Genomic DNA, 18,820 nt, shown 5'->3' on the forward strand with positions numbered 1-18,820 from the left:
ATATGTCCATATGGATTATGGTCATTATGGCAACATTGGTCGCTACCGGGTGGAAGCCCTATGTGGCACCGGATATTAGCAAGCGCACGATTGGCTTGTTAGGAATTCTGATCGCAGTGCTTCTTCCGAGCTCAATATGGTGGTCTCCAATGCCAGCTGTTGTACAAGTCCAACTTCATGTAACTGTTTGTTTGTTGTTGCTATCGACTTTTTTTTTGCTGCGAGGCTCAGAAAATTGGAGTTACAGAGGTTACTTAGTCCTCTGCGCATTTATGATTGCTGTTATATGGGGTTCAATACGTAAAATATATATCTATGATCCCGTATTTTATTGGCTGGACCCAAGCTGGGACGCGCCAATAATAGGAGGCTTGCTTTGCGGAGCTTTCACGTCTGAGGCAAAGCATCAATTCGGCTTGATTATATGGGGCGCCGTATTAGGCGAGTGTCTTAATGCCGTTTTGCAATCGGGAGCTTACACGGCACAAATTGGTTCGCTGTCATGGTGGGATAGCTTTTGGATTGCGATCGCATCGGCTAGACTCTTCAGCTTGCTGCTTAAATTAATACGTATGACAATTTCGAAACTTGGCATTATGCTTTGGCACATAAAAGGAGGCAGATCCTCATAATGCATCAGTTTCTCGTCCATAATAAATTTCTAGTAGGCGTGTTAGCCGGCATCGTGTTGGGTATTATATCACGAATGCTGATGCTGAGGACGGATTATCGACAATATCCGACTCATACCCACGGCCGTATCATACATATTTCACTAGGGGTCATAGCAGCTGCGCTTGGGGCTGTAGCCGTACCTGCCTTATTCAATAAAGACTATACGGCTATTACTTTTCTAACGTTAGCAGCGCAGCAATTTCGGGACGTTCGGAAAATGGAAAGAGAAACGCTAACCAAAATAGACGAATTGGAGCTGGTAGGGAGAGGCTCCACTTATATTGAAGGTATTGCCATGATGTTTGAAGGACGTAATTATTTAGTTATAATGACGGCTATGTTGACGAGTCTGTTTGCTATATTATTGAACGTATGGATAGGAATTATAGCGGGCGGGCTGTCGCTTCTGCTGGTAGAGAAACTCAAATCTGGAAAATCAATGGCTCATATTGCAGCGGTAAAGCAAGGTGAAGTGCGGATAGACGGTCCGGATTTATACGTCGATGATATTTACATCATGAATGTCGGCTTAAAAACAAATCAAGAAATTATCGCGGAGCGCGGAATGGGGTTTATTGTAATGCCCTACAATGCCAACGGGAAGGTGACAATTAGCAATCTTGGTCAACGGCAAGCTATTCTCTTCGATTTGGCGACTATTCTCGGCGTGTACCGTGATTCAGGTGAGCCGATGCTCATTCCGCTGACGAAATTGGATATGAAGGATGGGCGATTGGCCGTGTTTTTACTGCCTCAGGAATTGGACGCCGATAAAGGGAAGGAAATTATTTTGCGAGCGCCAATCTTGGAATCGGCAGTGCGAATGCCAACGGAAGCTTCAGTGAATAAGAAGGAGGCCGTTGACCATGGCTGAAATCGTCGCGGTCGTAAGTTTGAAAGCGGATGATGTAGGCGGAGGCACGCCTATTTTCATCGCGGGAAGCAAGGAAGAACTCGAACAGACCTCGTTTCTTCTGGAAAAGATTTTAGATGCAAGCGCACATGATTTGAAAAATGGTACGATCATACTGGTCAACCGCCGATAGTATGAAAAGTTAGCCAAGAACGCACTTTTTTGCTATGATGATTAACGTGAGTATTTTTGAAGGAGTGGAAAACTAACTATGGCAAGACCCGTTATCGCTATCGTCGGGCGTCCGAATGTGGGTAAGTCCACCATATTTAATCGTGTCATCGGCGACCGCCTAGCTATTGTTGAAGATAAACCGGGTATCACCCGCGACCGGCTATATGGCGCCGGTGAATGGAACGGAAAACCGTTTAGCATCATTGATACTGGCGGTATTGAAATTGATGGTGAAGACGAGATTATGAAATCCGTCCGCATGCAGGCAGAGTTGGCTATTGAAGAAGCGGATGTTATCCTGTTTATGGTCGATGCAAAATCCGGATTGACGCATGCGGATGACGAAGTCGCACAAATGCTGTTCCGTTCCCGTAAACCAGTCGTTGTGGCCGTGAATAAAGTGGATAATCAAAGCCGCATGGATGAAGTTTACGAGTTTTACGGACTCGGATTTGGTCAGCCTATTGCGATTTCCGGTTCTCACGGACTTGGCATCGGCGATTTGCTTGATGCCGCAGTTGAGCTGCTGCCTGATTTGACAGATGACGGCTATGATGAGGATGTTATTCGCGTTGCGCTCATCGGCCGACCGAATGTAGGAAAGTCTTCCCTTGTGAACGCCTTGCTAGGTGAGGACCGCGTTATCGTAAGCAACGTTGCAGGAACGACCCGCGATGCGATCGATACACCGTTCGAACGGGATGGCCAGCGTTACGTCCTTATCGATACGGCAGGCATGCGCAAGCGCGGAAAAGTTTATGAATCCACAGAGAAGTACAGCGTAATGCGGGCGATGAAGGCGATTGAGCGCGCCGATGTTGTTCTAGTCCTAATCAACGGAGAAGAAGGAATCATTGAACAGGACAAGCATATTGCGGGATACGCGCATGAAGCGGGCAAAGCTTCTATTTTCGTAGTGAATAAGTGGGACGTTGTAGATAAAGACGAAAAGACGATGCAACAGTTTACAACAAGTATCCGCGATCATTTCTTGTTCATGTCTTACGCACCGGTTGTTTATCTATCTGCATTGACGAAACAGCGCTTACAAAAGTTGCTTCCCGTCGTTAATCATGTTTCGGAGCAGCATGCCATGCGCATTCAAACCCATTTGCTCAATGATGTTATTTCTGATGCGGTTGCTATCAATCCTCCTCCATCCGACAAAGGGAAGAGATTGCGCATTAATTATGTCACTCAAGTAGCAACCAAACCGCCGACGATCGTTGTCTTTGTGAACGATCCGGAGATTATGCATTTCTCTTACGAGCGTTACCTGGAAAACAAAATTCGCGCAGCTTTTGATTTTGAAGGAACACCAATACGAATATTCTCACGTCGTAAGTCCGAAGAAGATTAGGGGAGAAGGAGCTTGTTATACGGAGTAATCGCGGTTGTTTTAAGCTATTTGTTAGGTTCAATTTCTTTCAGTATCGTCATTGCCAAATGGGTTAAGGGTATAGATATCCGTCAGCATGGCAGCGGTAATGCCGGTGCTACAAACACGTTAAGGGTACTTGGCAAAGGCCCTGGCATACTCGTGTTTCTGCTGGATATCGCAAAGGGGATAGCAGCGGTTTGGATCGGGCACTGCCTTAGCGACAACGGCTGGATCCCTGTATTATGCGGTCTAGCTGCGATCGTCGGCCATAATTGGCCGATATGGTTTCGTTTTAAGGGGGGCAAAGGCATCGCGACAACCGTAGGCGTTATTGCTACGCTTGCCTTCGTTCCCGCTCTTTGCGCGGGTCTGATCGCTATCCTAACCATTGTTTTGACCCGATATGTTTCTTTGGGTTCATTATTGTTCGCGGCTTTGACGCCATTATTTATTTCTATCTTTTATTTTTCAGTGCCGTTACTTAGCGCAAGCCTGCTCATTTGTTTATTTGCGTTCGTTCGTCATAAGACGAATATTGTGAAGCTGCTCCAAGGCACAGAGAATAAGCTTGGCGCAAAGAAGGGATCGTGAACTTTGCATGACCGACCATAATCATTCAACAATTAAACGCGCGGCTGTGCTCGTAGCAGGCAGCTGGGGCACGGCCTTAGCGTCAGTCCTCGCGAATAACGGTTATCAGGTTATGCTTTGGACGCGAAACGGGGAACAAGCGGACAGCATCAATCGGACTCGGGTGAACAGTAAATTTTTACCGGAGATGCAGCTACCGGACCTCATTCATGCCACAACGGATTTGAAGCAAGCGCTTCACGATGTGGAGCTTGCTTTGTTCGTTGCGCCTTCCGGCGCTATGAGAGAAGTTGCAAAGCAAGCGGCGCCATTCTTGTCCGCAGAGACGTTGATTGTGCACGCGACAAAAGGCTTTGAGACCGACACGCTCAAACGGATGACTACTGTGTTGTCGGAAGAGCTTGGGCGAAGCCCTGAACAGCTTGTCGTGCTTTCCGGACCAAGCCATGCCGAGGAGGTTATTCGGAAACAGCCGACAACGGTTGTCGTCGCCTCCGCTTCAATTCAAGCGGCAGAGCAGGCGCAGGACGCATTGATGAATACGCACTTTCGCGTTTATACAAACCCTGACGTAGTCGGAGTTGAGGTCGCCGGCGCGATTAAAAATATAATTGCGCTGGGTGCAGGCTTAACGGACGGACTTAGCTTTGGTGATAATGCCAAAGCTGCCTTATTGACGAGAGGCTTAGCGGAAATTGGCAGACTTGGTTCGGTGATGGGGGCCAACCCGCTCACATTCGCCGGACTGGCGGGGGTGGGCGATCTTGTCGTAACTTGTACAAGCAAGCACAGCCGCAATTGGCGGGCTGGATACATGCTTGCTGACGGTACGCCGCTTGATGAGGTTTTGAGCCGGATGGGGATGGTCGTAGAAGGCGTCAAAACAACAAGGGCAGCCTATGATCTAGCGAAGCAATATGATGTCGAAATGCCGATAACGTTTCAGCTGTACGAGGTATTGTTCGCAAACAAGGAGCCAAGAAAGGCTGTAGAGCATTTAATGGGACGCCTCCGTACGCACGAAATCGAAGAGCTCGTATAATCGATCGCCTACACCAAACCAGAATTCTCCTCATATGATGCATGGAGCAACACTTAATCGCATCCTGGAGGTGTAGGAGATGTCGAAAAATTTATCTAAAGACGTTTTGAATGCGATAAATAAAAAAACCGGCAAAGGCATTACCGAAAATTCAGTTAAAAAAATAGCAAGCGGGATAACAGCTGAAACGATGCAGGATGAGGCTGAGCTTCGCAAGCTTATCAAGCAGGTTTCGGAAATGGCAAAAGTGAAAGTTGCTGATTCGACGGTAAATGATATCGTGAAAGCCGTCAAAGCAACGGGTATGAGCACGGCTAATATGGAATCATTAATAAATATGATGATGAAGAAATAATAGTGTAGCGGCAAAAGCAGTGGGAGACGTTCCGAATTTTCATATTCGGCGCCGGGCCCTGTCGGCTTTTGTCCTTTTTTTTGTCCGATGTTATAATGAGTGAGAACTCATTATGTTATAGATTAGGAGAATGGAACGACTATGGATGCAATGACAAAAATGTGGGTTTCGCTATTTGGCATAGGGATGATGGCTATTGCGGCTTTGTTAATAACTTTCGCTCGTTTAAAAACGAAAGGTATTATAAAGTTTGTATTATCCCTTATCGCTTTTGTGATTCTCATCATTGGTTTTATATGCGGTCTTATATCCATTATTTAACACGAGATACATACAACGCTGGAAGGAACAAGCAGAAAGGGAGACAACGACATACAATGATTGAATTAAAGGGAAAAACGAAAACGGCGGTCGTAGATGCGGAGGAGGGCCTGTCACTGCTCGATCTCGCTTTGAAGCATGATGTGGATTGGAGCTTCTCGTGCGCGCGCGGAACCTGTGCACGCTGCCGTTGCATTGTAACGGAGGGCGCAGACCAGTTGGAGGGCATTACAGACGAGGAATGGGACCGTCTGGAGCCGGAGGAATTCGAGGAAGGCTACCGTTTAGGCTGCCAAGCCATTATTAAAACCGCTGGAGCCCAAATTTCAGCTGCCAATAAGACCTATTTTTAGTATAAAGGAAGTGCCGGCGTTGACAGAAAATGAACACATCCATAAAGTGCTGGCCGTCATTGTTAGAGCCACGGAAGCAAGTCAAGCAAAATGGATAGTAGGAGGAAGCGCGGGATTAATGCTGCGAGGGCTTCCCTTAGCCGCGGAACCGCGCGATTTGGACATCTATTGCGACGAAGAGGAAGTTCAAGCCATCTATCAAGCGCTCCAAGACTATGCATGTGATGAACCTACAATTAGCACCACCAGCATGTATCGGTCAACGCTCTGTCATTTTCGTATTCACGATATGCAAGTTGAATTGGTGGGCGGCTTTCAGGTAACTGCGCTTGGCTGTCAATATGTGACGGAAGTGAAATCGCTGCTTATCCCCTATTCGGAATCAATAAATATTAAAGGAACAAACCTATCGGCATACGTTGTTCCGTTGGCGCATGAGCTTTGGTTTAATCAGCTAAGAGAGCGGGATGACCGGGTTCAGCTTATTACGCAGGCGATATCATCGGAGGCTTCATTACACGAGGAAGCGCTGCAGGCTATCGAATTTAGGAATGGGTTCACCGAGGAAGCAAAGGAAGGCATTCACCGAAAGATTACGAAAAGCGAGGCTGGTGGCTTTAAATGAATGGAGAAATCACATTTTGGCCGTCCGGCCGCTCGATCAAGGTGAAGCCGGGCACGACGCTGTTAGACGCAGCCAGACGGGCGAATGTACCGATTAAAACACGCTGCGGAGGGAAGGCGGCATGCTTTATGTGCAAGGTGACGGTACGGCCGGGAAGCGAGCTGCAGCCGATTTCGGACAATGAGCGAAGAAAGCTGGCTGGCATGGATGGCAGTCACATCCGTCTAGCGTGCCAAGCGAGAGCGGCTGGTAAGGTGGATGTTGAAGTCCCTTTGGATCCGCTTCGAGCTGCGGTAGCTCGTCAGCTTGCCAGACAGGCGGAGGAAGACGGAAATTTATGGTAGGAGGAAAAAAATGAATCGTATTCACACGCTGGCGCTGCGCCTGCGTATTCGGCATACGCCGGCGTTAATGGCTATGCTATTTATCATCATTTCCTTGACGGGCTGCATGTATCCGCAGGACGAGCTGAAGCAAAATCAAGCGCCTCCGAAGGAGGCGGTTCGCAATGTACAGGCAGCAATTGACCAATACATGAGTGAAACAGGTATGCTGCCCATCAAAAATAGTACGGCAGAAACGCCCGTTTATGAAAAATTCCACGTTGATTTTGCCAAGCTTGGACGCGAAGGTTATTTAACCGGTATTCCTTCCGCAGCCTTTGAGAACGGCGGTAACTATCATTTCCTCGTTATCGACGAAGAAACGGCTCCGCGGATCAAGCTTTTGGATATTGTAACGTTTCAAAAGATCAATGACATCCAGAGCTGGGTAACAGCCTATATCCAAAGCAACGGCAATCTTCCAAGCGGGGAGCAAATGTACCCTGGTTTTTATCAAATCGATTATAAAAGACTAAACAAATCCGAGCCTGCGATTCGAAGCATATTCTCAGGGCAAACCATTCAGGCCATAGTGGATGAGAACGGCGTCGTTTTCGCCGATTATGGCATCGATATTATGCAGTTTATACAAAAAAGCGGCAAATCCGATTTTGACGCTCAGTTCGATCTAAGGACGCTTCTCGTTGACGGTTCGGATTTTGTGCCGGTCAAGGCGCCGATTTACCATTGGGTGAACAAGGAGCCGCAGGCGGCACAGCCTTAGGACAAGCTTTTCTTAAAATCATACTTAATCAGCACGCGCGCCTGGACATTCTGTCTTGGCGTTCTTTTTTTACTTGCTTGCGTCATAGTAATGTGTATATGGTCATATAATTCAATCTTGGAAGGGAAGTTAGTTGGCGAAAAAAAGATTTCGAGAAAGAATCGTCATAATCGGAAACCCTGCACATAAGATGTTACTAGTCCAAAAAGCATGTACGAGTTGCGTCGCTGGCCTGCCCTATTGACCGGTGGATGGCGGCGAACCGGAAAATCAATTGGGAGGGGATATTCAGTGGAGAAAGTGGACATTTTCAAGGACATAGCCGAGAGAACCGGCGGGGATATTTACCTCGGGGTTGTCGGGGCTGTCCGGACGGGCAAATCAACGTTTATTAAACGGTTTATGGAGACGGTCGTCCTTCCGAACATTGCGAATGAATCAGATCGTATTAGAGCCGTGGACGAACTTCCTCAAAGCGCCGCAGGCAAAACGATTATGACAACCGAGCCCAAATTTGTTCCTAATCAAGCGGTTCAGCTTAAGGTTACCGATGGACTTGAGGTAAACGTAAGACTGGTTGACTGCGTAGGTTATGCTGTAGAAGGTGCGAAGGGCTATGAGGATGAAAACGGTCCGCGAATGATTACCACGCCTTGGTTCGATGAGCCGATTCCGTTCCAGGAAGCAGCGGAGATTGGAACGCGTAAAGTTATTCAAGAACATTCTACATTAGGTGTTGTCGTTACGACGGATGGTACCATTGCTGAAATTCCTAGAAGTTCCTATGTTGTAGCGGAAGAAAGAGTCATTAATGAGCTGAAGGAAGTCGGTAAGCCATTCGTCCTCATTATTAATTCTACTAGACCTAAGAGTGAAGAAGCGCTGCAGCTTCGCAGTGAACTCCAAGCAAAGTATGATATTCCGGTTATGACGCTTAGCGCAGCCACGATGGGCGAGGAAGAGGTTATATCTGTCCTTCGCGAAGTGCTTTATGAATTCCCGGTTCATGAGGTAAATGTGAATTTACCAAGCTGGGTAATGGTGCTGAACGATAACCATTGGCTGAGAAGCAACTATGAAAGCTCCGTGCGCGATACGGTGAAGGATATCCGCAGATTACGGGATGTAGACCGTGTCGTTACCCAGTTCATGGAATACGACTTCATTGCTCGCGCAGGCTTAAGCGGTATGAATATGGGGCAGGGTGTTGCCGAAATCGATCTGTACGCGCCTGATGAGCTCTACGATCGCATCTTAATGGAGGTCGTTGGCGTTGAGATTCGAGGAAAGGATCATTTGCTGCAGCTTATGCAGGATTTCTCGCATGCCAAACGTGAATATGACCGTTTCGCAGAAGCGCTTGAAATGGTCAAAACGACGGGGTATGGCATCGCTGCGCCATCGCTTGCGGAAATGGCGCTCGATGAGCCCGAGCTCATACGTCAAGGCTCTCGCTTCGGTGTGAGACTGAAGGCAACCGCACCTTCCATCCACATGATCCGCGTTGATGTAGAGTCGGAGTTCGCTCCGATTATCGGCACGGAGAAGCAAAGCGAGGAGCTGGTCAGATACTTAATGCAAGATTTCGAGAATGACCCAATCAAAATCTGGGAGTCTGATATATTCGGCCGTTCCCTGCACTCGATTGTTCGAGAAGGCATCCAGGGCAAAATCGCGATGATGCCGGACAATGCCCGGTATAAGCTGCAGGAGACGCTGGGCCGAATTATTAACGAAGGATCAGGCGGTCTGATTGCTATTATTTTGTAACTAAACCATTCTATAATACAAATAAGCCGCTTCGGTAATGAAGCGGCTTATTTGTTTTGGCGAAAAGCAGGTTAGTACTTGAAATAACCAATCGGCTGTATTACTATAGGTTTGTTCGGTCAAAAGGTATATTTTTGAAGTTTTCAGTGAATAAGAGGGATATGATGAGTCTTTAACGATACTTTGGAGGAGGTGAAACAATGAACAAAACAGATTTGATTGCTAAAGTAGCTGAATTGACTGATCTATCGAAGAAGGATGCAACGAAAGCGGTTGATGCCGTATTTGATGCTATTTCTGATGCGCTGCAAAGCGGAGATAAAGTGCAATTGGTTGGGTTTGGTAACTTCGAGGTTCGTGAGCGTCAAGCCCGTAAAGGCCGCAACCCGCAAACTGGTGAAGAAATCGAGATTGCAGCTAGCAAAACACCTGCTTTCAAACCAGGGAAATCTCTTAAGGACCTTGTATCCAATTAGTATATGGATTCAAACGACGCTCGAACGAAATGCCGTTCGGGCGTTTTTTCTTTCTTAGAGCGATGGAAGAGATTGCACAAACGGAAGACTTGCACTATAATTCACATGGATAGTTCGGAATAGCGGAGGGATAACGATGGAGCCTACACATGGCGAGTATATTGTCGTAAAAGCAAAGGATCAAGGCGTACAAGTCATCGGTTTAACACGCGGGCAAGATACGAAATTTCACCATACGGAGAAGCTTGACAAAAATGAAATTTTAATTTGTCAATTTACGGATCATACGTCAGCGATTAAAATTCGGGGCAAGGCCGTGGTTATGACCAAGTACGGCACAATGGAAACCGATCAGTAGCAGAAATAAAGGGTAAGGCAGGCGAAGCCTGCTTTTTTTGTCTGCGCATAGTCCGAATATTCATCATGAAGCGCTCGTACAATGATGTATGAGTCATTTATACAATGCGAAAGCACTGTACGAGGGTTATCAAGACGATGTGTATTTGGAGGTGCATGATGAAGAGTTTTAAGCCGCTGCTGACAGCTTGCTTGGCTGCTTTCGCAGTGACTCTGTTATGGAGTGCGCTGCCCTTTGCGGCATGGCAGAAGCCACCGGGCCATAGCGAGGTGGCAGTCTTTAAGGCTACTCCTGCTTTACGGCTCACGAACCGCAATCTGGTAGACGTTCTAATTGCGGTCCAGTTAAATGAACGATTGAGTAATGCCCAATGGAGCAATGGCGTTTTGTCTATTGATATGAAGGTGAGACCGGGAGTTGGCCGTCCTTCTGCTTGGTTTTCCGATATAGAAAAGCTGGTTCGCGTATCTTTCTTACAATTAGAAAATGTGAAGCGCGTGCTCATTCGAATTGTGGAGGAGCGTCCGGAAAGCAAAGTTCTGTTAGCCGCCGTAGACGTAAGGAAATCAGATAGCTGGCTGCTGCATGATATGGATGCTTTGGCCTATGCCGATCCGGTCCATGACGTGCTTTGGAGAGAACGCTTGAGAGTAAGCTTCACCTCGGCTTGGGAGGAACGTTTCGGCCAGATATCGGGATTTTCGGTAAAGCCTGCCTCTATTTCACAATTCTAAGAGCAGGGATGTTTCAATTTGTTGAACAAGAGGTCGGAGTCGTATGCTCTTTAGAAAAAGTTATGCTATAATAGTTTAGATTATTGAGCAGCGATCCAGCGCTTCTCTGTTCGGAGGCTCCAATCATGAAACCATACGGTATATCTGAAATCGCTCAAAAGTATGTTGAATACGACATGATCCAATCGCATACGGAGCTTCCGGCTATGCCGGATTCCAGACTTCGCGTGTTATATGCTTTCCTTAATGCGCAGCACTCTTTAACGAAGTATAGCGAGCTGTATACGCTTGTCATATCGCTGGTTCAGCTGGGAATGGACACTCATGATCTGATCGATACGGATGAAGAGAAACGCCCGGAGTCCGAAATGCGCTCGCGACAGCTGAAGGTGCTGGCGGGCGATTATTTTAGCGCAAGATTTTATCAGCTGCTCTCGCAGGCCGGTCAAATTGATATGATATCCAAAATTAGCCACGCCGTATGCGAGGTGAATAGACTGAAGGTAAACCTTTACGTGAGGATGAGACAGTTTAAAGTAAATGCTGAAGATTATTTAAGTCAGACCGTTCAGCTTAGAAGCACTTTATTTCAGCTATTCTCGGGCGTATTGGACGGTAATTTGTCGCGTGTATGGTCGGAAGTGCTCGGCGCCATCAGCCGTTGCGAGGTAGTGGTTGAAGAAATTGAACGCAGTGAATGCCCAGTGCGGTTCGAGAAAAGCTGGGCTTACTGGCATGTCATGCAAGAGGGAACAGAGGAAGAGCGCCGGAAGCTTTCAGAGAGCTCGATCGAACCAGACCTCATCGCGGGCTTAGTGGAGAAATATAATGTGCGCAATCAGCTTGCCGCCAAGCTGAAGCAGTCGGCTGATGCGGTGAAAGCAATTGCAGGAAAGCTGGAATCGGACAAGCTGCTTGGTGAATTGAATTTGATTGTCGATTCCCTGCTAAACAAACGAGCCGGTTATACGCCTGCACTCAACGAGACGAGGTGACTTGAACGATGGAAACGAATTCCAAGAGCCATGTGCATGGCGTATTCGAAAGAATCGCGCCGCAGTATGACTTCATGAATGATCTTATTAGCTTTCGCAGACATAAGGCTTGGAGAAGGTTCACGATGGGGAAGATGAATGTGCGGCCTGGCCAAACTGCACTCGACCTATGCTGCGGCACCTGCGACTGGACGATAGCTCTTGCGGATGCAAGCGTTACGGGTAAGGTGATCGGCCTGGATTTCAGCCAGAACATGCTTGATGTCGGTGCTGTCAAAATAAACAAGCTGGGGTTGAACGATCAGATTTCACTCGTGCAAGGCAATGCGATGAGCTTGCCCTTTGAGGATAGCTCTTTCGATTACGTAACGATTGGGTTCGGCCTGCGCAATGTGCCTGATTATTTACAGGTGCTGAAGGAAATGCGAAGAGTTGTTAAGCCCGGAGGTCAAGTCGTTTGCTTGGAGGTATCTAAGCCTACATGGCAGCCTTTCAAGGCCATGTACAGCTTGTACTTTGGACGAATCCTGCCATTGATGGGCAAACTTGTCGCTAAGCGTTTTGAGGAATATAAGTGGCTGCCCGAGTCGTTGAAAATGTTCCCGGATCGTGCACAGCTGGCAAAATTGTTTGAGGAAGCCGGCCTGATACAGGTGAATGCTTATCCGTTGACAGGCGGCGTTGCGGCGCTTCATATGGGAACAAAGGAGAATGGACAGCAATGATTCGCAAAATAGGCATAATTTTTGAAATGATTAAATTTGAGCATACTATATTCGCTTTGCCGTTTGCATTTATGGGAGCTATACTAGGCGCTGTAGTTATGGAGCATCGTCTTCCGTCTTGGGAAGAGATCGGTTGGATTACACTGGCCATGTTCGGTGCTCGAAGCGCAGCGATGAGCTTGAATCGGCTGATTGATAAAGCGATCGATTTGCGCAATCCGCGTACAGAGAAGAGAGCACTCCCGGCAGGTTTGCTTAAGTCGGCGGAGGTTCTTCTTTTTATTGTCGTTTCATTTGCATTGCTGTTTGTAGCCACCGCCAATTTGGCACCGATTGCGCTTAAGCTAATGCCAATTGCCGTCGTGCTGCTGGTGCTTTACTCCTATACGAAGCGATTTACATGGCTTTGCCATATTTTTTTGGGCCTAACGATCGCTTTATCGCCGCTTGGCGGTTGGGTTGCCGTTACTGGCGGCTTTGATTTGCCCGCATGGCTTTTGTATATTACGGTAGCCCTGTGGATCGCCGGCTTTGACATTATTTACGCAACTCAAGATTTCGAGTTCGACCGTAATGCCGGGCTGCATTCCATTCCGGCGAGGTTTGGCATTGAGAGAGCACTGTGGATCGCCCGCTCGCTGCATGTTGTTACTGCGGTTGGCTTCATTGCGTTATTTTGGATGACAGCGCTAAGCTGGATGTATTTATTAGGGACGCTCATTTCCATTGCGTTATTGTTTTATCAACATATGCTTGTACGGCCCAATGATCTATCCCGCGTGCAGACTGCCTTTTTTGGTATGAATGGAACGTTGAGCGTCGTATTATTTTTATTCACGATTGTTGATTTGCTGGTGATCCGCCAATGGTAGAAGAGCAAAAGAAAGGAAAGGGCATGAGTTGGAAGAACCGTTGGATCGTCGGCATTACCGGTGCAAGCGGATCTATTTATGGAATCCGTCTCATTGAAGAGCTGCTGCGCATTGGTTTTCAGGTCCATCTGGTCGTGACGGAAGCAGGATGGAGAGTGCTGAAGGAAGAGCTTGGGTGGGAGACGATTCGCCGTCCTGCCGCGCTCGAACGCCGATTTGGCGACGCAATCCAAAACCGGAGCCTCATTTTTTATCCGAATGCGGATATAGGAGCAAGCATTGCAAGCGGCTCCTTCCGCGTCCAAGGAATGGTAATTATGCCGTGCTCGATGGGGACGCTTGCGTCTATCTCGCACGGCATTTCCGATGATTTGATGACGAGAGCAGCTGACGTCATGCTGAAGGAAAATCGCAAGCTTCTGCTTGTACCTCGGGAGACTCCGCTTCACGCGATCCATTTAGAGAATATGCTTAAGCTGTCTCGTTTAGGCGTAAGAATGATTCCGGCTATGCCGGCCTTTTATTACAAACCGCAATCGATGGACGAAATGGTAAATTTCTTGGTAGGCAAAGTACTTGATAATATGGATATTGACCATGATTTGTACAGAAGATGGGGAGATGAGCAGAATGGGCCTGAATCGCCCGATCACCATCGGAAGAATTGATTACGCAAATGCTTGGCCCTTGTTTCATGAGTTCGAGAAGCATGCTGCATTGGAAAGCTATGAGATTATATCACGCGTACCTTCTGAATTAAATCGAATGCTTCAGACTGGCGAGCTTGATTTATCTGCGATATCGTCCTTTTCTTACGGGTTAAATGCGAAGGATTATATATTGTTGCCACATTTGTCAGTCGGTTCGATCGGTAACGTCAACTCAATTCTTCTATTTATGAAGGAACCGATCGAGCATAAAAGGCCGGAGAAAATTGCCGTGACAACAACGTCCGCCACATCGGTCAATTTACTGAAAATAATAATGGCCATATATTTTGAATGCAGTCCCGTTTATAGTTCTGCTGAGCCTGAGCTGGGCAGCATGCTCGAAACATCTGACGCGGCACTGATTATCGGTGATCCCGCCATTCAAGCATCCTGGAAGAGCGACGGTTACTATGTCATCGATCTGGGACGGTTATGGAATGAATGGACAGGACTCGGGATGACCTATGCGGTAGTCGCGGCACGGAAGGAAATTGTGCTTGCAGCGCCGAATGTCATTCAAGCCGTATATAACGGGCTGATTGCGAGCAAACAATATAATAAAGCGCATTCAGGTCCGCTCATTGCGCATGCATGCTCGCAGCTTGGCGGACAAGCGTCGTATTGGGACATGTATTTCCATTCGCTTCAGTATGACTTTGGGAGCAAGCTGCAGGAAGGTCTCAAGTTATACTTTCGCTATTCGAAAGAGCTGGGATTGCTTGCGGAGGATGTGGAGCTTACTTTTTTTGAAGAACAATCTGCCCAATAGGTGAATGAATGAAACTATTAGATTTGTACGCAAAGATGAAAGGCGATCTTAACCAAATTGAACAAGAGCTTGAGCATAGCGTTTCGGATGACCATGTGCTGTTAAGCGACGCTTCTTTGCATTTGCTCAAAGCGGGGGGGAAGCGAATTAGGCCGATTTTTGTTTTGCTCGCAGGAAAATTCGGCGACTACCGGCTTGATGTGATGAAGCTTGTTGCGGTGCCTCTTGAACTTATACATATGGCTTCCCTCGTACATGACGACGTTATCGACGATGCCGATACTCGCCGCGGCCAACTGACCGTAAAATCGAAGTGGGACAACCGCATCGCAATGTATACCGGCGATTACATTCATGGAAAAGCGCTGTCAATAGCCTCGCAGCTGCCGAATCCGCAAATTCATCAAATTTTATCCAATGCGCTTGTTCAAATGTGTATCGGAGAGATGGAGCAAATTCGGGATTTCTTTAATACCGGACAATCCGTTCGCCATTACTTGCGCCGCATCCGTCGTAAAACGGCACTTCTAATCGCCATAAGCTGCAAGCTTGGCGCTGTTGCAGCGGAGACAGACAGGAAGACGGCTAATCAATTATATCGATATGGCTATAACGTCGGCATGGCTTTTCAAATTCGTGACGACTTGCTTGACCTATACGGAACTGAGAAGCAAATCGGGAAGCCGCCTGGTTCAGATATGAGGCAGGGCAACATTACGCTCCCTGTTATTTTGGCATTAAAGGATAAGCGGGCCCGAGAGACGCTTCTTCTGGAAATTGCGTCTATCCGCGATAATGGCGGCCAAAAGGATGCCGGACGCGCTATCGAAATCATTCGCAAGAGCGAGGGCGGAGATTTGGCTGACCAGCTCGCTAACCGTTATATCAAAAAAGCGTTTCAAGCTTTAGAGGGATTGCCGAATGTAGCAGCGAAGAAGAACTTGATTGATATCGCCCATTTTGTGGGAAAACGTAATTATTAAACAGTCGAATGCGAAAGGATTGATTGACGATGGAGAGAACATTTTTAATGATTAAGCCTGATGGCGTGCAGCGTGGATTGATCGGTGAAATCGTAACGAGGTTTGAGAGAAAGGGGCTCCAGCTTGCGGCTGCAAAATTAACGGTCGTCAGCCGCGAGCTCGCAGAGCGTCATTATGCTGAACATAAGGGAAAAGGCTTTTATGAGCCGCTGCTCGAGTTTATTTCTTCGGGTCCCGTATTTGCGATGGTGTGGCAGGGGGATAACGTCATCGCCCTTTCGCGAGCGCTTATTGGAAAGACGGATGCGCTGGATGCCCTTCCGGGTACCATTCGTTCCGATTTTGCCGTACATACGAATTTCAATTTAATTCACGGCTCTGACTCGCCAGCTAACGCGGAAAGGGAAATCGGCATTTTCTTCTCGCCTTCAGAGCTGCTCGACTACGAGCATACTATACAACGGTGGATTTGATATCAGGATCCGTTTACGATGGAGGAACACATGTCCCAGGATCGTGATTTTGAACAGTTTATCGTTCGGATAAAGCAAAAGACCGCCATCGATTTGTCGCAATATAAAGAAGCCCAGATGAAACGCAGGCTTACGACGCTGCGGATGAAGCATGGCTATACAACCTTCGAGGACTATTGGAAGGCCATTGAACAGAACCGCAGCCTGCTTAACGAGTTTTTGGATCGCATGACGATCAACGTCTCTGAGTTTTGGCGCAACCCGTCTCGTTGGGACGTTTTGCAAAATCGCTTTTTACCAGAGTTGCTAAAGTCGGCTAATCGGATAAAAGTTTGGAGCGCGGCTTGTTCAACCGGCGAGGAGCCGTATACGCTTGCGATGATTTTAGCCGAACTTGGGGCGCTGCAGCGCTCGTCGCTGCTTGCGACGGATTTGGATGCGGCTGTGCTGCAGAAGGCGATGGATGGCAGCTATCTGGAGCGTTCGCTTCGCGATGTTCCCGCTTCATGCCGACAAACGTATTTCAAGCAGGCGGACGGAGCCTATTTGATCTCGGAGCAGCTGAAGAAGCATATTCTATTTAAGCAGCAAAATTTGCTGCATGATGCTTTTGACAGCTCCTTTGATTTAATTGTTTGCCGCAACGTCATGATTTATTTTACGGAGGAAGCCAAACATCAGCTCTACCACAAGTTTGCTAAAGCGTTAAAGCCGGGAGGTATGTTGTTCGTTGGCAGCACGGAGCAAATATTCTCCCCTTCGCAATATGGCTTTGAAACAGCAGATACGTTCTTTTACCGCCGCGTTCAATTGTGATGTATACCGTTTTCCATCTTCTCCTATACTAGTCATAGCTGATAAATTGGAGGATGAAGAACGAGATGGATAAACGGAAAGTAATAGCAGCCTATAGGCGTGGGTTTATTTCAATACAAGAATGTGCGCAGATTATTGGAGTCGACAGCGGGCAAATGATTAGACTCGTTAATGACCCCTTGTTAAAAAACGATGGAACAGCGCTGCGCGGGAAACGATCGGTTACGAGTTAATGGTAAATGTTAATGGTGCTGGATTAGTTGTCTTTAACAGGAGACAACTAATCCAGCTCTTTTTTTGTTGCCCCATAAGGCCATAAGGGTGTGCAAATTCTTGTCAAAGCGATAACGCTGTACTATAATGAGCAAAGATGTTTAGGGCAGTAAAGCATAGCAGGCCAGTACAGGCTTGCTTGAAGGAGGAGCTTTGGTTGAGTTTAAGATATTTGACAGCGGGGGAAACTCATGGTCCCCAATTAACAGCTATTATTGAAGGTTTACCGAGCAATTTAACGATCGATTTCGAGGAGTTGAATTTTCAGCTTCACCGACGTCAGAAGGGCCATGGCCGCGGACGCCGGATGCAAATCGAGAAGGACACCGCTAACATTGTAGGAGGCGTGCGCCATGGCAGAACGACGGGTGCTCCTGTAGCGCTTATCGTTGCGAACAATGATTGGAAGCACTGGACCTCCGTTATGAATATCGAACCGATCGAAGGCAGCGATGAAGAGAAGCGCCGCGTTCACCGACCGCGTCCGGGACATGCAGACTTAAATGGCGGCTTAAAATATGATTTGAAAGATTTGCGCAACGTATTGGAGCGTTCAAGCGCCCGTGAGACGGCTGCGCGCGTTGCGGTAGGTGCAATTGCCAGACAATTGCTCGCTGAGTTCGGAATCAAGGTAGCCGGACAAGTTATCCGCATCGGCGAAATCGAAGCACCTGCTAACCAACTGCCGGTTGACGAGCTTATCCGTCTGACGGAGGAGTCCTCTGTTCGTGTCGTAGATAAAGAAACCGAGCAGAAGATGACCGATTATATCGATCAAATTAAAGCGGAAGGCGATTCCATTGGCGGCATCGTAGAATGCGTTATCGAAGGCGTGCCTATCGGACTGGGAAGTCATGTGCAATGGGATCGCAAGCTAGATGGGCGTATCGCGCAAGCGGTCGTGTCGATCAATGCTTTCAAGGGCTGCGAGATCGGTATTGGATTCGAAGCGGCGAAGCTTCGCGGCTCGCAGGTCCATGATGAAATCATGTATGATGCAGAGCGCGGCTATCATCGAGCGACCAACCGCCTGGGCGGCTTTGAGGGCGGTATGACTAACGGAGAGCAAATCGTAGTTCGAGGCGTAATGAAGCCGATTCCTACACTTTACAAGCCTCTGCGCAGTGTTGACATCGATACGAAAGAGCCGTTCACCGCTCAAGTAGAACGCTCCGACAGCTGTGCGGTTCCGGCTGCCAGCGTCGTAATGGAGCATGTCGTCGCGTGGGAAGTCGCAAAAGCCTTTTTAGAAAAATTCGGCGGAGATTCCATTGAAGAGATACGCGCTAACTTGAACAATTATTTAGAGCAGTTAGGCAGGTACTAATC

General features: G+C 47.7%; 25 protein-coding genes. All 25 read left to right on the plus strand.

From position 1 onward, the window contains the following. Window positions 1-2 precede the first annotated feature (2 nt). The 25 genes from L1N85_RS28145 to aroC all read left to right on the plus strand — a co-directional run bounded on the left by L1N85_RS28145 (window position 3) and on the right by aroC (window position 18,818). Window positions 3-632, plus strand: coding sequence for a YphA family membrane protein (locus tag L1N85_RS28145; protein ID WP_456238766.1), 630 nt, complete (start codon window positions 3-5; stop codon window positions 630-632). After that, window positions 632-1,549, plus strand: a complete 918-nt coding sequence (locus L1N85_RS03965; protein WP_235234961.1) for a YIEGIA family protein — start codon at window positions 632-634, stop codon at window positions 1,547-1,549. The genes L1N85_RS28145 and L1N85_RS03965 overlap by 1 nt, the downstream gene beginning before the upstream one ends. After that, complete coding sequence (locus tag L1N85_RS03970; protein WP_235234969.1) at window positions 1,542-1,721, plus strand: capping complex subunit for YIEGIA; 180 nt, start codon at window positions 1,542-1,544, stop codon at window positions 1,719-1,721. The genes L1N85_RS03965 and L1N85_RS03970 overlap by 8 nt, the downstream gene beginning before the upstream one ends. Window positions 1,722-1,799: 78 nt before the next feature. Beyond that, on the plus strand, window positions 1,800-3,122 hold the full coding sequence (gene der / locus L1N85_RS03975) for a ribosome biogenesis GTPase Der (protein ID WP_235234980.1): 1,323 nt from the start codon (window positions 1,800-1,802) through the stop codon (window positions 3,120-3,122). 12 nt (window positions 3,123-3,134) lie between these two features. Further along, the gene (gene plsY, locus L1N85_RS03980) at window positions 3,135-3,734 is read left to right on the plus strand and encodes a glycerol-3-phosphate 1-O-acyltransferase PlsY (RefSeq protein WP_235234987.1); all 600 of its coding nucleotides are present in this window, start codon (window positions 3,135-3,137) and stop codon (window positions 3,732-3,734) included. Between the two features lie 7 nt (window positions 3,735-3,741). Continuing rightward, window positions 3,742-4,776, plus strand: coding sequence for an NAD(P)H-dependent glycerol-3-phosphate dehydrogenase (locus tag L1N85_RS03985; RefSeq protein ID WP_268818131.1), 1,035 nt, complete (start codon window positions 3,742-3,744; stop codon window positions 4,774-4,776). A 79-nt stretch (window positions 4,777-4,855) separates the two neighbouring features. Then, complete coding sequence (locus L1N85_RS03990) at window positions 4,856-5,131, plus strand: stage VI sporulation protein F (protein WP_235234989.1); 276 nt, start codon at window positions 4,856-4,858, stop codon at window positions 5,129-5,131. Between the two features lie 141 nt (window positions 5,132-5,272). Further along, window positions 5,273-5,452: a DUF2768 family protein gene (locus L1N85_RS03995; protein WP_235234991.1), complete on the plus strand. Its 180-nt coding sequence runs from the start codon at window positions 5,273-5,275 to the stop codon at window positions 5,450-5,452. Window positions 5,453-5,508: 56 nt separating this feature from the next. Beyond that, a complete protein-coding gene (locus L1N85_RS04000; protein ID WP_235234998.1) occupies window positions 5,509-5,805 on the plus strand; it encodes a 2Fe-2S iron-sulfur cluster-binding protein in 297 nt (98 codons plus the stop codon). Between the two features lie 19 nt (window positions 5,806-5,824). After that, complete coding sequence (locus tag L1N85_RS04005; RefSeq protein WP_235235000.1) at window positions 5,825-6,430, plus strand: nucleotidyltransferase domain-containing protein; 606 nt, start codon at window positions 5,825-5,827, stop codon at window positions 6,428-6,430. Beyond that, window positions 6,427-6,774 (plus strand): 2Fe-2S iron-sulfur cluster-binding protein, encoded by a 348-nt coding sequence (locus L1N85_RS04010; protein WP_235235002.1) that lies wholly within the window; start codon window positions 6,427-6,429, stop codon window positions 6,772-6,774. Before L1N85_RS04005 ends, L1N85_RS04010 begins: the two co-directional genes overlap by 4 nt. Window positions 6,775-6,784: 10 nt before the next feature. Then, complete coding sequence (locus L1N85_RS04015; RefSeq protein ID WP_235235004.1) at window positions 6,785-7,537, plus strand: DUF3939 domain-containing protein; 753 nt, start codon at window positions 6,785-6,787, stop codon at window positions 7,535-7,537. A 291-nt stretch (window positions 7,538-7,828) separates the two neighbouring features. Next, complete coding sequence (gene spoIVA / locus L1N85_RS04020) at window positions 7,829-9,307, plus strand: stage IV sporulation protein A (RefSeq protein ID WP_235235017.1); 1,479 nt, start codon at window positions 7,829-7,831, stop codon at window positions 9,305-9,307. Between the two features lie 200 nt (window positions 9,308-9,507). After that, on the plus strand, window positions 9,508-9,783 hold the full coding sequence (locus tag L1N85_RS04025) for an HU family DNA-binding protein (RefSeq protein WP_028610523.1): 276 nt from the start codon (window positions 9,508-9,510) through the stop codon (window positions 9,781-9,783). Between the two features lie 136 nt (window positions 9,784-9,919). Further along, window positions 9,920-10,141, plus strand: a complete 222-nt coding sequence (gene mtrB, locus L1N85_RS04030; protein WP_028610524.1) for a trp RNA-binding attenuation protein MtrB — start codon at window positions 9,920-9,922, stop codon at window positions 10,139-10,141. 155 nt (window positions 10,142-10,296) lie between these two features. Beyond that, complete coding sequence (locus L1N85_RS04035; RefSeq protein WP_235235019.1) at window positions 10,297-10,875, plus strand: hypothetical protein; 579 nt, start codon at window positions 10,297-10,299, stop codon at window positions 10,873-10,875. 125 nt (window positions 10,876-11,000) lie between these two features. Then, window positions 11,001-11,870, plus strand: coding sequence for a heptaprenyl diphosphate synthase component 1 (locus tag L1N85_RS04040; RefSeq protein ID WP_235235020.1), 870 nt, complete (start codon window positions 11,001-11,003; stop codon window positions 11,868-11,870). 8 nt (window positions 11,871-11,878) lie between these two features. Next, window positions 11,879-12,595, plus strand: a complete 717-nt coding sequence (locus L1N85_RS04045) for a demethylmenaquinone methyltransferase (protein ID WP_235235021.1) — start codon at window positions 11,879-11,881, stop codon at window positions 12,593-12,595. Next, the gene (locus L1N85_RS04050; protein ID WP_235235028.1) at window positions 12,592-13,467 is read left to right on the plus strand and encodes a UbiA-like polyprenyltransferase; all 876 of its coding nucleotides are present in this window, start codon (window positions 12,592-12,594) and stop codon (window positions 13,465-13,467) included. Before L1N85_RS04045 ends, L1N85_RS04050 begins: the two co-directional genes overlap by 4 nt. Beyond that, window positions 13,461-14,135 (plus strand): UbiX family flavin prenyltransferase, encoded by a 675-nt coding sequence (locus L1N85_RS04055; RefSeq protein WP_235235030.1) that lies wholly within the window; start codon window positions 13,461-13,463, stop codon window positions 14,133-14,135. Before L1N85_RS04050 ends, L1N85_RS04055 begins: the two co-directional genes overlap by 7 nt. After that, window positions 14,098-14,946, plus strand: a complete 849-nt coding sequence (locus tag L1N85_RS04060) for a menaquinone biosynthetic enzyme MqnA/MqnD family protein (RefSeq protein WP_235235032.1) — start codon at window positions 14,098-14,100, stop codon at window positions 14,944-14,946. Before L1N85_RS04055 ends, L1N85_RS04060 begins: the two co-directional genes overlap by 38 nt. An 8-nt stretch (window positions 14,947-14,954) precedes the next feature. Further along, window positions 14,955-15,929, plus strand: a complete 975-nt coding sequence (locus L1N85_RS04065) for a polyprenyl synthetase family protein (protein ID WP_235235034.1) — start codon at window positions 14,955-14,957, stop codon at window positions 15,927-15,929. A gap of 29 nt (window positions 15,930-15,958) precedes the next feature. Then, window positions 15,959-16,402 carry a nucleoside-diphosphate kinase gene (gene ndk / locus L1N85_RS04070; RefSeq protein WP_235235036.1) on the plus strand — a complete coding sequence of 148 codons (444 nt, stop codon included), beginning with the start codon at window positions 15,959-15,961 and terminating at the stop codon, window positions 16,400-16,402. Between the two features lie 30 nt (window positions 16,403-16,432). Next, window positions 16,433-17,218, plus strand: a complete 786-nt coding sequence (locus tag L1N85_RS04075) for a CheR family methyltransferase (protein WP_235235044.1) — start codon at window positions 16,433-16,435, stop codon at window positions 17,216-17,218. A 430-nt stretch (window positions 17,219-17,648) separates the two neighbouring features. Next, entirely contained in the window at window positions 17,649-18,818 is a 1,170-nt protein-coding gene (gene aroC, locus L1N85_RS04080; protein ID WP_235235051.1) for a chorismate synthase, read from the plus strand. The last annotated feature ends 2 nt before the right edge of the window (window positions 18,819-18,820 follow it).

The sequence above is a fragment of the Paenibacillus alkaliterrae genome (assembly GCF_021532375.1).
Lineage (GTDB): Bacteria > Bacillota > Bacilli > Paenibacillales > Paenibacillaceae > Pristimantibacillus > Pristimantibacillus alkaliterrae.